Annotated in this window: 16 protein-coding genes and 1 tRNA gene; all 17 read right to left on the minus strand. The window is 61.4% G+C overall.

All coding sequences use genetic code 11. From position 1 onward, the window contains the following. Positions 1-75: 75 nt before the first annotated feature. Entirely contained in the window at positions 76-552 is a 477-nt protein-coding gene (locus ABGT73_RS06950; protein ID WP_346669071.1) for a hypothetical protein, read from the minus strand. A gap of 13 nt (positions 553-565) precedes the next feature. After that, the gene (gene rsmH / locus ABGT73_RS06955; protein WP_346669072.1) at positions 566-1489 is read right to left on the minus strand and encodes a 16S rRNA (cytosine(1402)-N(4))-methyltransferase RsmH; all 924 of its coding nucleotides are present in this window, start codon (positions 1487-1489) and stop codon (positions 566-568) included. 19 nt (positions 1490-1508) lie between these two features. Beyond that, positions 1509-1925, minus strand: a complete 417-nt coding sequence (mraZ, locus tag ABGT73_RS06960) for a division/cell wall cluster transcriptional repressor MraZ (protein WP_346669073.1) — start codon at positions 1923-1925, stop codon at positions 1509-1511. Positions 1926-2285: 360 nt separating this feature from the next. Continuing rightward, complete coding sequence (locus tag ABGT73_RS06965; protein WP_346669074.1) at positions 2286-2762, minus strand: ATPase; 477 nt, start codon at positions 2760-2762, stop codon at positions 2286-2288. Further along, positions 2759-3310 (minus strand): 16S rRNA (guanine(966)-N(2))-methyltransferase RsmD, encoded by a 552-nt coding sequence (gene rsmD / locus ABGT73_RS06970; RefSeq protein ID WP_346669075.1) that lies wholly within the window; start codon positions 3308-3310, stop codon positions 2759-2761. Before rsmD ends, ABGT73_RS06965 begins: the two co-directional genes overlap by 4 nt. A gap of 171 nt (positions 3311-3481) precedes the next feature. Continuing rightward, a complete protein-coding gene (locus ABGT73_RS06975; protein WP_346669076.1) occupies positions 3482-3955 on the minus strand; it encodes a MarR family winged helix-turn-helix transcriptional regulator in 474 nt (157 codons plus the stop codon). A 143-nt stretch (positions 3956-4098) separates the two neighbouring features. After that, entirely contained in the window at positions 4099-4572 is a 474-nt protein-coding gene (gene fabZ, locus ABGT73_RS06980; RefSeq protein WP_346669077.1) for a 3-hydroxyacyl-ACP dehydratase FabZ, read from the minus strand. Between the two features lie 3 nt (positions 4573-4575). Further along, on the minus strand, positions 4576-5817 hold the full coding sequence (gene fabF, locus ABGT73_RS06985) for a beta-ketoacyl-ACP synthase II (RefSeq protein ID WP_346669078.1): 1242 nt from the start codon (positions 5815-5817) through the stop codon (positions 4576-4578). 99 nt (positions 5818-5916) lie between these two features. Next, positions 5917-6669, minus strand: a complete 753-nt coding sequence (gene fabG / locus ABGT73_RS06990; protein WP_346669079.1) for a 3-oxoacyl-[acyl-carrier-protein] reductase — start codon at positions 6667-6669, stop codon at positions 5917-5919. Beyond that, complete coding sequence (gene fabD / locus ABGT73_RS06995; protein ID WP_346669080.1) at positions 6666-7610, minus strand: ACP S-malonyltransferase; 945 nt, start codon at positions 7608-7610, stop codon at positions 6666-6668. Before fabD ends, fabG begins: the two co-directional genes overlap by 4 nt. A 15-nt stretch (positions 7611-7625) precedes the next feature. Then, positions 7626-8564: a nitronate monooxygenase gene (locus ABGT73_RS07000; RefSeq protein ID WP_346669081.1), complete on the minus strand. Its 939-nt coding sequence runs from the start codon at positions 8562-8564 to the stop codon at positions 7626-7628. Continuing rightward, a complete protein-coding gene (locus tag ABGT73_RS07005) occupies positions 8561-9511 on the minus strand; it encodes a beta-ketoacyl-ACP synthase III (RefSeq protein WP_346669082.1) in 951 nt (316 codons plus the stop codon). The genes ABGT73_RS07000 and ABGT73_RS07005 overlap by 4 nt, the downstream gene beginning before the upstream one ends. A 22-nt stretch (positions 9512-9533) precedes the next feature. Then, positions 9534-10505, minus strand: coding sequence for an acetyl-CoA carboxylase carboxyltransferase subunit alpha (locus ABGT73_RS07010; protein ID WP_346669083.1), 972 nt, complete (start codon positions 10503-10505; stop codon positions 9534-9536). After that, positions 10502-11386: an acetyl-CoA carboxylase, carboxyltransferase subunit beta gene (gene accD, locus ABGT73_RS07015; protein WP_346669084.1), complete on the minus strand. Its 885-nt coding sequence runs from the start codon at positions 11384-11386 to the stop codon at positions 10502-10504. The genes ABGT73_RS07010 and accD overlap by 4 nt, the downstream gene beginning before the upstream one ends. Positions 11387-11421: 35 nt before the next feature. Further along, complete coding sequence (gene acpP / locus ABGT73_RS07020) at positions 11422-11649, minus strand: acyl carrier protein (RefSeq protein WP_346669085.1); 228 nt, start codon at positions 11647-11649, stop codon at positions 11422-11424. 330 nt (positions 11650-11979) lie between these two features. After that, positions 11980-12054: transfer RNA gene (locus ABGT73_RS07025), tRNA-Gly, on the minus strand. A 149-nt stretch (positions 12055-12203) separates the two neighbouring features. Beyond that, positions 12204-13418 carry a peptidase T gene (gene pepT, locus ABGT73_RS07030; RefSeq protein WP_346669086.1) on the minus strand — a complete coding sequence of 405 codons (1215 nt, stop codon included), beginning with the start codon at positions 13416-13418 and terminating at the stop codon, positions 12204-12206. Positions 13419-13465 lie beyond the last annotated feature (47 nt).

Consider the following 13465-nt stretch of genomic DNA (forward strand, 5'->3'; position numbering starts at 1 on the left):
TGCGGCCGCGAGCCTTTTTACGCGCGGCGTTCCCGCCGTTGGTAAAAAGGCTCGTTGCCACATAGATTCTTTTGTTTACGGGTTCAGGCTGCCCAGCAGATTGAGGGCCGCCGTGCGCACATCGGACAGCAGCAGCTGAGCGCTGCTGGTCGTCTTCGCAATGACGCTCTGGTCCTCCAGCTGGACGTAGGTGATCTGGCTGGGGTCCACCTGTACCAGTCCCAGCTGACCCTCCGCCACCTGCTGCAAGCTGGCGCGGCTGGTAATATTACTCATCTGGGTGGCCAGATAGTCATATTCGCTCTGCGCCGCGGTGAGCTGGGTTTTGGTGTCATTGATCTGGCCGTTCAGCTCGGTGATCTTCGCCTGGCTGTACACCACACTGACGACCAGACCCAGCAGCAGCGCCACCGCCAGCACATTCAGCGTGGAGGCCGCCAGGTGACGGGCCCGGTTCAGGCCGTGCCGTCCGCCCTGCACCACCCGAACGCGGGGACGCGGACGCTCCATCTTGGGTGCGGTCTGACCGGTATGCAATACAACAGTTGTCATGAATACTGCCTCGTTATACTTTCTCCAACACTCTCAGTTTGGCCGAGCGGGCTCTGCGGTTGTGCTCCAGCTCTTCCGCGTCCGCTTCAATGGGTTTTCGGGTAATCAGTTTCGCTTTGGGAACGCCGCCGCAGGTGCAGATTGGCTGTTCCGGCGGGCAGGTGCACCGCTGTGCCCAGCGGCGGAATTTGTTCTTGACCAGCCGGTCCTCCAGGCTGTGGAAGGTGATCACGCAGAGCCGGCCGCCGGGCGCCAGACAGCCGAAAATGGCATCCAGCCCCTCGTTGAGGGCGTCCAGCTCCGAGTTCACCGCAATGCGGATGGCCTGGAAGGTGCGGCGGGCGGGATTTTTTGCCTTACGGCGCTCCGCCGGGGGCACCGCCGAGGCCACCAGTTCCGCCAGCTGCAGGGTGGTGGTGATGGGCTGCTCCGCCCGGGCGGTGACAATCCTGCCGGCAATCTGCCAGGCATAGGGTTCCTCGCCATAGTCGCGCAGGATGCGCGTCAGTTCTTCACGGTCCAGGGTGTTGACAAGGTCTGCGGCGGTGGGGCCCTGCTGGCTCATACGCATGTCCAGCGGCGCATCGGCGTGGTAGGAGAAACCGCGCGCCGCATCGTCCAGCTGATGGCTGGATACGCCAAGATCCAGCAAGGCCCCGTTGACCGCCGGGATGGAAAGGTCCGCGAGCACACGCGCCGCATCGCGGAAGTTCGCCTGTACCACCTGGGCGGGCAGGCCCTTGAGCCTTTCGGTGGCAACTGCCACCGCATCCGGGTCCTGGTCCAGTGAAATCAGGCGCCCGGTGGTCAGACGTTTTGCAATCTGCATACTGTGCCCTGCCCCGCCGGCAGTTCCGTCCAGATAAATTCCGGTGGGATCAATGGCCAGCCCATCCAGGCAGGGCTGCAGCAGCACGGGTATGTGAGAAAATTCCATGGTGTCAACTACCTATCGTTTAAAAGTCCAGTTCCTCCATCGCAGCGGTGAAGTCCTCATCGCTGGTGGCCTGATCGCCGTTCCAGGCGGCGGTATCCCAGATCTCCGCAAAGCTGCGGTTGCCGATGATCGTCACATCGTGATCGAGGCCCGCATACTCCCGCAGCTTGGCGGGCAGCTGGATCCGCCCCTGCTTGTCCGGGGTCACTTCCACCGCCGAGGCGTAGAGCATCCGGCTGACCTTGCGGCCCTTGACCAGACCCTTTTCCTCGATCTTGGCGGCGACTTTTTCAAATTCTTCGGTGGGGAAAGCGGCCAGGCAATGATCCAGCCAGCGGGTGACGATGAAGGTCTCCCCCATGGCATCCCGGAACCGGGCGGGGAAATTCAGCCGACCCTTGGCGTCGATGGCGTAATCGTACTGCCCTACGAGCATGCTGTTTCCCTCCCCTCCGGTTTTTCGACGGTTTGCACAAACTTTCCGCAGGTTTTTTTACGTTGTCGCGTTGGGTCTGTGGAAAACTCTGTGGAAAGGGTGGAAAACTACCCACTTTCAACCATTATTCAGGTCAACTTCTCCACTTCTCCCCACTGCGATACATTCAGTCTACCATTTCAGGAGGCAAAAAGCAAGCCCGCAGCCCCAAAAAGTTCGCTGCCAGCGGAATTTTCACAGATGTGTAACCGGTGGGGAAAAACGTGCAGAAAAAGCAGGGCCTTTTCTCCGGGCATACAAAAAGCAGGCACCCGCCTCCCTCTTTCAAGGGAACGGGTGCCTGCTGATTCGGTGTTTTCGTTACTTTTTCGTGCCGCGCTGCGGACGGGTGGGCATACTGCGCAGATTCATCCGGGCGTTCTTCACGCTGGAAAGGCTCTTCACCAGAGCCTCCTCGGACTGCTTCAGGACCTCCTCACAGTACAGCGAAGTCTGACGTTTGATCTCCTTGTTCTGCGTCTGGGCCGCGGTCAGAATCTCCACCACACGCTGCTGGCTGCGCTTGACGATCTCCTGTTCGCTGACCATGGCGCGGGCGCGCTCTTCCGCCTGCTGAATGACCCCTTCCGCCTCCACATGGGCGTTCTTCAGGATCTGCTCGCGCTCGTTGACGATCTTCTTGCTCTCCCGCACTTCGTCGGGCAGATTGTTGCGCACTTCATCAATGATATCCCGCATGCGGTCCACATCCACCACACGCTTGCCCGCCGCAAACGGAACAGCCGTGCCCGCTTCCAGCGTTTCTTCCATCAAATCCAGCAATTCCTCTACGTTCATGCCTGTTCCTCTCTCTCGTACCGGCTGACCATAATCTTGCCGTAATAATACTGTTTGGTGCGGACCAGCGTTCCCACCCGTTCGGGCAGTTCCGCCTCGCGCTCGGTTTCCGCCAGGATCACCCCGCCGGCCGCCAGCTTGTCCTGCAGGGCAGGCAGCACCTGGCCGACGAGGTCCTGCCGGAAAGGCGGGTCCAGCAGTACCAGGTCAAAGGGCCCCCGGATGTTGGCCAGGAAACCCAGCGCCTCCCCGTGGCGGATATCGCTCTGCCGGTCCACCCCGGCCGTCTTGCAGTTGGCCGTGACGATTGCCAGGGCCTCGGGGGAACGGTCCAGGAAGATACAGCTCCTGGCCCCGCGGGACAGTGCCTCAATCCCCAGCTGGCCACTGCCTGCAAAGAGATCCAGCACCCGTGCCCCCGGCACCAGAAACTGTACACTGGAAAACATGGCCTCCTTGACCCGGTTGATGGTGGGACGGGTAACGTCCTCCCCCGGAAGAGCCTGCAAATTTTTACCGCGTGCGGTTCCGGCAATGACGCGCATCATCCGTATTCTCCTCTCCATCGTATCATTTTTATTATGGGGCCTGTCCGTGCCATTGTCAAGGGTGCAAGCTGTAAAAAATCTATGGCCTCTCCCTACGAAAAAAGCGGGCGGACAGCCCGTGCTGTCCGTCCGTATTCCATATACGACAAGGAAAAATGGCAGATTTTACCGTCAGGGCATCGATTCCGCTGCGGCCGGTCCCGCCTTCGGCAGCTGGATCTCCGGCATGAGTTCTTCCGACACGACCCGCAGCATCTCCTCCAGCTTCTGCAGCTCCTCCGGGGCAAAACGCTGTTTGGCCCGGTCCACGACCCGCTGCAGGTAGGCATAACTGATGTTGTAGTAATCGACATACTTCCGGGTGGGATACAGGTGGTATTCCCGCTTGTCGGTGGTGGAGCGCACCTTTTCCACATATCCCTTCTTCACAAGATTGTTGATCTTGTAGGCGGCGTTGGGAGTGGACAGATTCATCATGTTGGAGAACTCCGCAATGGTGGGATGTCCCAGGGCCATGATGACTTCCATGCAGAAGGATTCCACCGTCGTCAGCGTTGCCTCCCGATTTTCAAACTTGCTGAATACCTGCCGGTAAAAGTGCAGTTTAAACTTGGTATACACTTGCTCAAACGCCTGATCCAACATGGCAAAAACCTCCTGAAGGTCCGGGGTACGGGCCGTTGCAGCCGGCAGTCTCGGACGGCGCAGCCGTACACGCAGACCTTTCGCATTGTTATGGATCAGTATACCACATTTTGCACCATTTGACCAGCCCTGTTTACAGGTGTTCATCCCTGCGAAGACTCCCGATCCACAATGGCAAAAGTCAGCTCGGCGTTGACGGCCCGCACGCCGTCCACCCAGGCCGTCGCCTTGCCGATGCCCAGCGGGCCGTGCCGCTCCACCAGCTCGCACTCCAGCGTGAGCACATCCCCGGGAACCACCTGACGGCGGAACCGGGCATTCTTGACACCGCCGAACAGGGCCAGTTTGCCCTTGGCGCCCTCTTCACTGAGGGCCGCCACGGCGCCGCACTGGGCCAGTGCTTCGAGAATCAGCACACCGGGCATCACCGGCTGGCCGGGGAAATGGCCCTGGAAGAAGGGTTCATTCATGCTGACGCACTTGATGCCCCGCGCCCACTGGCCGGGCGTATAGTCGGTGATCCGGTCCACCAGCGCAAAGGGGTACCGGTGGGGCAGGATCTCCGCAATCTGCACCGCGTTCAGGGTCCGCGGCGGGTCATTGGCCACAATCGCCATTCTTTAGCCCTCCCAACGCTTGAAAATCACGCAGGCATTGTGCCCGCCAAAGCCCAGACTGTCGCTCAGGGCGTATTCTACCTGAGCCTCCACGCCCTCGTTGGGCAGGTAGTTCAGGTCGCACTCAGGGTCCGGCACCTTCAGGCCGATGGTAGCCGGCAGATAGCCGTCCCGCAGGGCCAGCGCCGTGAAGACGCCCTCCACGCCGCCGGCGGCGCCCAGCAGATGGCCGGTCATCGACTTGGTGCTGGAGATGCGCAGCTGATAGGCGTAGTCGCCGAACACCGATTTGATGGCCGCCGTCTCGCAGGCATCGTTCAGGTGGGTGCTGGTGCCGTGGGCATTGATGTATCCGATCTGCTCCGGGGCCAGGTCAGCGTCGCGCAGCGCCAGGCGCATGCACTCGGCACCGCCGGCGCCGCCCGGTGCCGGCGCCGTGAAGTGATAGGCATCGCAGTTGGCGCCATAGCCCACCACTTCAGCGTAAATCCTGGCGCCGCGGGCCAGGGCGTGTTCCAGTTCCTCCAGCACCAGGATGCCGGCACCTTCGCCGATGACAAAGCCGCCGCGTTCCGCGTCAAAGGGAATGGAGGCACGGGCGGGGTCCTCGGTGGTGTTGAGCGCCTTCATGCTGGTGAAACCGCCCACGCCCAGAGGGCTGATGCAGCTCTCCGCACCGCCGCAGATGGCCAGGTCCTCATAGCCGTCCCGGATGCGATGGAATGCATCACCGATGGCGTTGGTACCGCCGGCACAGGCCGTGACCGGGCTGGTGCACATGCCCTTGAGACCAAAGCGGATGGACACCTGGCCCGCCGCCATGTTGGCGATGGACATGGGCACAAAGAAGGGGCTCACACGGTCAAAGCCCTTGGCCTCCCCCTTGGCGTGCTCCTCCTCGATGGTGGGCAGGCCGCCGATGCCGCTGGAAATGATGGTGGCAAAACGGCTGGTGTCGGTATGCTCCAGATCCAGGCCGGAATCCTCCATGGCCTCCGCGGCAGCCACCACCGCAAACTGGGTGAAGCGGGCCATCTTGCGGGCCTCCCGCTTGTCGATCCGGACGGTGGGGTCAAAGTCCTTGACCTCCGCCGCCAGCTTGACCTTGCTGTTGGTGGTATCGTAATGGGTAATGGGCCCGACGCCGCACACACCGCGGCGCACCGCCGCCCAGCTGTCCGCCACCGTATTGCCGGTGGGGTTGACCGTGCCAAGGCCGGTAATCACAACTCTGCGTTTTTCCATAGGAAACCTCGCTATCTCTTTCCGTATCTATCGTTACCGTTCAAACCAAACCGGCGCGGACCGCCGCACAACATGACCGCTACCGCGCCCCCCGCTGTTTTACATGCCCATACCGCCGTCCACACACAGCACCTGGCCGGTGATGTAGGAGGCCTCTTCGCTGGCCAGGAAGGCCACCGCCTGGGCCACTTCCTCGGCGCGGCCGATGCGACCTGCCGGGACAGCGCCGAGCGCCGCCGTTTTGGCCGCGTCGGACATGGCGGCGGTCATATCCGTATCGATAAAACCGGGCGCCACCGCGTTGACGGTCACACCCCGGGCCGCGAACTCCTTGGCCAGGCTCTTGGTCAGGCCGATCAGTCCCGCCTTGCTGGCGGCGTAGTTGCTCTGCCCGGCGTTGCCGTGCAGGCCCACCACGCTGCTGAGGTTGATGATCCGGCCATACCGCTGGCGCATCATCAGTTTGCAGGCGGTCTTGCTGCAGAAGAACGCCCCCTTGAGGTTGGCATTGATGACTTTGTCGAAGTCTTCTTCCTTCATGCGCAGGATCAGCTTGTCGGCTGTGACGCCAGCGTTGTTGACCAGCACGTCCAGACGCCCGAAGGTCTGGGCCGCGCCCTCCACCAGGCTCTGGCACTGGGCGGGATCGGTCACATCCGCCTGCTGCGTAATGGCCTGCACGCCCAGTGCCCGGCAATCGGCGGCCGTCTGTTCCGCCGCAGCCGAGCTGGACGCATAGTTGACACAGACATCAAAGCCTGCCTTGGCCAGCGCCAGGCAGATGGCCCGGCCGATGCCGCGGCCGCCGCCGGTGACCAGCGCCGCGCGGCGCATTCCCTGTTCCTCGCTCATGCCTGGACCTCCTTCAGTTCTGCCACAGCCTTTTCAAAGTCGGCAGCCGTCTCAATGTTCAGGCAGCGGATGGTACTGCCCACCGTCTTCTTCACGAACCCGCTGATGGTATGGCCGGGTCCGATTTCCACCACGGTGTCCACACCCAGGTCCGCCAGACGGCGGATGGTGTCCTCCAGATACACACTGCTCTGGACCTGCCGCACCAGCAGATCGGCAATGGAATCCGCGGGAGCCTTTTCATGGCCCAGGCAGTTGAAGAGCACCGGCATGCGCATGGGCGCAAACTTCACGGTCTGGAACCGCTCGGCCAGCGCCACGGCGGCCGGATGCATGAGAATGGTGTGGAAGGGGCCGCTGACTTTCAGGGGCAGGCAGCGCTTGGCGCCCGCCTCCTTGGCCAGTTCGGCAGCGCGGTCCACGGCAGCCTTTTCCCCGCCGATAACCAGCTGGCCGGGGCAGTTGTAGTTGCAGATCTGCACCACGCCCAGGGAGGAAGCCTCCTCACAGCAGGCCTGCAGCTTGTCGCGGTCCAGCATCAGGACGGCGGTCATGCCGCAGTCCAGGCCCTCGGACGCCTTGGCCATGGCCTGGCCGCGGAAGGCCACCAGCTCCACAGCACTCTTGGCGTCCAGCACATCGGCACATTCCAGCGCCGAGTACTCGCCCAATGAAAGGCCCGCCGCGTAGTCGGGGCGGATGCCGGCATCCGCCAGCATGGCCGTCACACCGGCGGCGAAGGCCACCATGCAGGGCTGGGTGTAACGGGTCAGGTTGATGACCCCCTGGGGATCCTCGAAGCAGGTGGTCTTGAGATCAAAATCCAGTACCGAGTCAGCCTCATCAAAGACTTTGCGGAAAACCGGCGACGCCTCGTACAGATCGGCGCCCATCCCGGCGTGCTGGCTGCCCTGGCCGGCATACAAAAATGCGAGTTTCATCCTGATGTACTCCTTTTATACCTTCATCTGGCCCATCTCTTGCAGACGGGTACGGCAGTCGGTCATCATCTCGTCGAGAATGTCAGCCACGGGGCGCACGCCCTTGAGCATGCCGGCCACCTGACCGGCCATCAGGCTGCCCGTCTCGGTATCGCCGTCAAACACGGCGCGGCGCAGGCTGCCCAGCGTGTACTTTTCCAGTTCCATCTTGTCGGCACCGGCCTTTTCCTGGCGGACATACTCCCGGCTCATCCGGTTTTTCAGCACCCGGACCGGGGTGCCGCCGATGCGGCCGGTGACGATGGTGTCGCTGTCCTTCGCCTTGATCAGTGCCGCCTTGTAGTTAGGATGAATGGGGCATTCCTCCGAGACCAGCAGGCAGGTGCCGATCTGGGCACCGCAGGCGCCCAGCGCAAAGGCTGCCGCCAGCTGACGGCCGTCGGCGATGCCGCCCGCCGCAATGACGGGCACATCCACGGCATCCACCACCTGGGGCACCAGCGCCATGGTGGCCATCTCGCCCACATGGCCACCGCTCTCGGTACCCTCCGCGATCACGGCATCCGCGCCGCATTTGACCAGATGCTTGGCCAGCACCGCAGCCGCCACCACAGGAATCACCGTGATGCCGGCCTTTTTCCAGCTCTCCATGTACTTGCCGGGGTTGCCCGCGCCGGTGGTGACAAAGCGGACGCCTTCCTCCACCACGATCTGGGCAAACGCATCCGCCTGGGGATGCATCAGCATGATGTTGACGCCGAACGGCTTGTCGGTGAGTTGTTTGGCGCGGCGGATATTCTCCCGCAGCGAATCGGTATTCATACCGCCCGAACCGATCAGACCCAACGCGCCGGCGTTGGCGCAGGCGGCGGCAAATTCGCCGGTGGCAATGTTGGCCATGCCGCCCTGAATCAGAGGATACCGGGTACCGAGAATCTCGTTCAGCAGTTTCATACGACGCTTCCTTTCACAGTGAGCAACATACCGCCCCAGGTCAGGCCGCCGCCAAAGCCGATACAGGCAAGACGCATGCCCGGCTGCAGGCGGCCGTTCTCATACAATTCATTCAGCGCCACCGGAATGCTGGCGGCACTGGTATTGCCATGGCGGTCCATATTCTTGTAGAATTTTTCGGGGTCGGCCTTCAGCTTTTTCACACAGTGGTCAATGATACGGCTGTTGGCCTGGTGGCACACCACCCAGTCCAGATCGTCCAGCGTGTGGTGGGTGGCCTCCAGCACCGCCTCCAGCGTGCGGGGCAGCGCTTCCACCGCGAAGCGGAACACTGCCCGGCCGTCCATCCGAATGGGCCCGCAGGGCGGCGTTTCAATGGCCATATCGCCCCGGGCGCCCAGATCCACCGCGAAGTCCACACCGTCCACCAGTTCAAAGAGTACGGCGCCCGCACCGTCGCCGAACAGCACACAGGTGTTGCGGTCGGTCATGTCCATCAGGCGGGAAAGCTGTTCGCACCCGATCACCAGCGCATAGCGCCGGCTGTCCTCCGGGCGGGTGGCCAGCAGGCCCCGGGCCACAGCGGCCCCATAGATAAAGCCGGAGCAGGCGGCATTTACATCCAGTACCGGGATATCCTGCGCCAGGCCCAGTTCATGCTGCACCAGGCAGGCGGTGCTGGGGGTGGCATACGCCCCGGACAGGGTGGCACAGACACAGCAGCCGATCTGTTCCGGCTGCAGCCCGCTGCGCTCCAGTGCCTGCCGTGCGGCCGCAATGGCCAGCGTGGCGGCGGTCTCCCCTTCCGAGCAGAAATGACGCTGCCGAATGCCGGTGCGTGTGGTGATCCATTCATCGCTGGTATCCACCAGCTTGCTCAAATCCTCGTTGGTCACCACACGGCCGGGCAGCGCCCCGCCGGTGGCAATCAGCTGCAAACCTTCCATAAGCTCCCTCGATCCGTTTTTCTCACAGTCCGATCTGGCGGTACTTTTTGTACCGCTGGTCGGCCAGTGCCTTGCCGCTCATCTTGCACAGCTGGGTCAGATGCCGTTCCAGCGCGGCATCCACAGCCGCAAACAGCGCCTCGTGATCCCGCTGCGCACCGCCCAGAGGCTCGGGGATGACTTCCTCCACGATGCCGTCTTCCAAAAGGTCCTGGGCAGTCAGCTTCATGATCTCGCAGGCTTCCCCGCTGCGGGAGGAGTCCTTCCACAGAATGCTGGCAAAGCCTTCCGGGCTGAGCACCGAATACACGGCGTTCTCCAGCATGAGAATCCGGTTGGCCACGCCCAGACCCAGCGCGCCGCCGCTGCTGCCCTCGCCGGTGACCACCGAGATGATGGGCACCGTCAGGCCGCTCATCTCCGCCAGGTTGCGGGCGATGGCCTCTCCCTGGCCGCGCTCCTCCGCTTCCTTGCCGGGGTAGGCGCCCGGGGTATCGATAAAGGTGATGATGGGACGGCCGAACTTTTCCGCCTGCTCCATCAGGCGCAGCGCCTTGCGGTACCCATCCGGCTCCGGCATGCCGAACCGGAAGTGCATGTTTTCTTCCAGTGTGGACCCTTTGCGGTGGCCGATCACGGTAACCGGGACGCCCTTGTACCGGGCAATGCCGCCCAGGATGCTGGGATCATCGCTGCATTCCCGGTCGCCGCGCTGCTCAAAGAAATCGGTAAACAGCGCCTGGATGTACTCGTCAATGCGGGGCCGTCCCTGATGCCGGGCCAGGAATACACGGTCCGCCGGCGTCAGTTCCCGGCACTGTTCCAGCAGCGCATCCCGCCGGGCTTTCAGCTCGTCCAGGGATTCCGCTTCCGTCGAGGCACCCTTTTCCTCCCCCAGCAGCTGGCTTTCCGCCTCATCCTCCACTGTGGGATGTTCCAGCGCACCAATGCGCCGGTCCAGGGATTCCACTTCCTTCAAAATGTCTTTGATCATGCGCCGCGCTTCCTTCCTTGTGTGTGCAGCTGGAGCAGCTGCACCAGCGTCTGCTTCATCTCGCCGCGGGGTACCACTTTATCCACAAAACCGTGGTCCAGCAGGTATTCCGCGCGCTGGAATCCCTTGGGCAGCTTTTCTCCGATGGTCTGCTCAATGACGCGGGGACCGGCAAAGCCGATCAGCGCATTGGGCTCCGCCAGCGTGATGTCGCCCAGGCTGGCAAAGCTGGCCGTCACGCCGCCGGTGGTGGGATGGGTCAGGTAGCTGATGTACAGCCCGCCCCTGGCCTGGAACCGCTGGATGGCGGCGCTGGTCTTGGCCATCTGCATCAGGCTGAAGATACCTTCCTGCATGCGGGCGCCGCCGCTGGCCGAGAAGATGATCAGCGGCAGCCGCTTGCTGGTGGCATATTCCACGGCGCGGGTGATCCGCTCCCCCACGGCCGTGCCCATACTGCCCATAAAGAACCGGCTGTCCAGTACCGCCACCACGGCCGGAATGCCGCCGATTTTGCCGTAGGCTGTCACCACCGCATCGTTCAGGCCGGTCTTGGCGCGCTGTTTGGTAAGCTTCTCGTCGTAGCCCGGGAATGCCAGCACATTCTTGCCTTCCAGCTCGCCGTCCAGTTCCCGGAAAGTGCCGTGGTCCAGCACCATGCTCAGACGATAATACCCACCCACCGGGTGATGATACCCGCAGTTGGGGCAGACGTACAGCGTGCTGGCCCAGACCTGCCGCGTGGCACGGCGCTCACATTTTTTGCAGGTGAAAAATTCCGGTGCCTGCCAACGGGGATTGTCGGTACCGGCATCCCGGCGCGCCTTGAGCTGAAAAGCCCGCTCCCGGGGAGTGAGGGCAAAGATCTTGCTGACATTCATGCGTGAAGACCTCCTGTTTGAAAGATGGAAGAATATCAGGCGTTCTCGGTCAGGTAGTTGAAGATGTCGCCCACGGTCTTCATATTGCCCAGTTCCTCATCGGGAATGGCAGTGCCGAACTTTTCCTCCAGCGCCATGTTCAGTTCCACGGCGTCCAGGCTGTCGGCATTCAGGTCGTCCGCCAGGCTGGCTTCCATCGTAACGGCGTCGGCATCGGCGTTCAGGGTCTCCACGATCACGTTCTTCAGTTCTTCAAAAGTCATGGGAATACACTCCTTGGTTTAATATTTTTTCTGTTCGTAATTTCACCTAAATTTATTTAGCTAAAAGAACAGTACCATTATACTCTGTTTCCCATTATTGTCAATAAATTTATCTTAATATTTTTAGCTAATTTTCTTGATTTTTCATTTTTCGCTTAAGTGTACAAAAGCAAGGGTTGTCTGCGCAAAATTTTTATATTTATCCAAAAAGCGTACAAACAAAAAACGCCCGGAACACCGCCCGGGCTTTATTTTTATCAAAGTGCGTACTAAAGCGTGTACGCGCAAACAAAAAGAGCGCCGCAGTGTACGCTGCAACGCTCTTTTTTCTGGAGCAGGTGAAGGGAGTCGAACCCTCGTCCTCAGCTTGGAAGGCTGATGTACTAGCCGTTGTACGACACCTGCACGGTAATGAGTATTATACCCGTGCAGGTGTGCCTTTGTCAAGAGGAAATTATGCCGGCTGCCCGCTTCCCTGTTTCTATTATAATAGGTATACCCGAAACCAGAAACAGCCGGCAGTGTTCTGCCGGCTGCACTTTGCAAAGGGTTGCTTATTTGTAGAGATCCACCAGGTTCAGCAGGATTTCCACACTCTGGTCCATCTTTTCGGCCGTGATGCACTCGCAGGGGCCATGGAAGTTGAACCCGCCGGTGCCCAGGTTGGGGCACGGCAGACCCATATAGCTCAGCGTGGCGCCATCGGTGCCGCCGCGGACCGGCGCCTCGATGGGCTCCAGCCCCGCCGCGCGGATGGCCTTGCGGGCGTTTTCCACCAGATGGAAGTGGGGCTTGATCTTCTCCACCATATTGTAGTAGCTGTCCTTGATGTCCAGTTCCACCGTGCCGGCACCGTACCGCTCGTTCAGGCAGTCGGCAATATGCTGCATCTGCGCCTTGCGGGCTTCGAACTTGACGGCATCATGGTCACGCACAATATAGCCCAGATGCGCCAGCGTCACATCGCCCTGCATACTGGTCAGATGGAAGAAGCCTTCCCGGCCCTCGGTATGCTCCGGGCGGGAGAAAGCCGGCAGGGCCTGATGGAACTCGATGGCGATGTTCTGGGCGTTGCGCATGGCGTTTTTCGCGCTGCCGGGATGGACGCTGAAGCCGTGCACCGTCACCACGGCGGCTGCCGCATTGAAGTTTTCGTAGCTGATTTCGCCCACGTCGTCGCCATCCACCGTATAGGCGTAGGCCGCGCCGAAATGCGCCACATCAAACAGGCTGGCGCCTTCGCCAATCTCCTCATCGGGCGTGAAGCCGACACAGAGCTTGCCGTGGGGACGCTTTTCCGCCTGCACCCGCTCCAGCATCGTCATGATCTCGGCCACGCCAGCCTTGTCGTCAGCGCCCAGCAACGTGGAGCCGTCCGCCGTGATCAGCGTCTGGCCCTTCAGATTTTTCAGGAACCGGAAAGTCTCAGGGTCCAGCACTGCCCCCGTGGCAGGCAGCGTGACGGGACCGCCGTCATAGTCGGGATGGATCTGGGGATTCACATGCTCGCCGCTGGCGTCGTCCGCCGTATCCAGATGGGCGATGAAGCCCAGCGCTTTGGCCTCCTCCTGCCCCGGAGTGGCCGGCAGAGTGGCATACACATAGCAGTGCTCGTCCACATGGGCATCGGCAAGACCCAGCCCTTTCAGTTCTTCCACCAGCTGGCGAGCCAGATCAAACTGACGCATCGTGCTGGGGTGGGTCCCGGAATTGGGATCGGATGTGGTATACACTTTCACATAGTTCAGCAGTCGTTCATACGCACGCATGAAATTTGGTTCCTCCTCATAGAAACAGGCCGGACAGGACCCGTTTT

The organism is uncultured Subdoligranulum sp. (genome assembly GCF_963931595.1).
Taxonomy (GTDB): domain Bacteria; phylum Bacillota; class Clostridia; order Oscillospirales; family Ruminococcaceae; genus Gemmiger.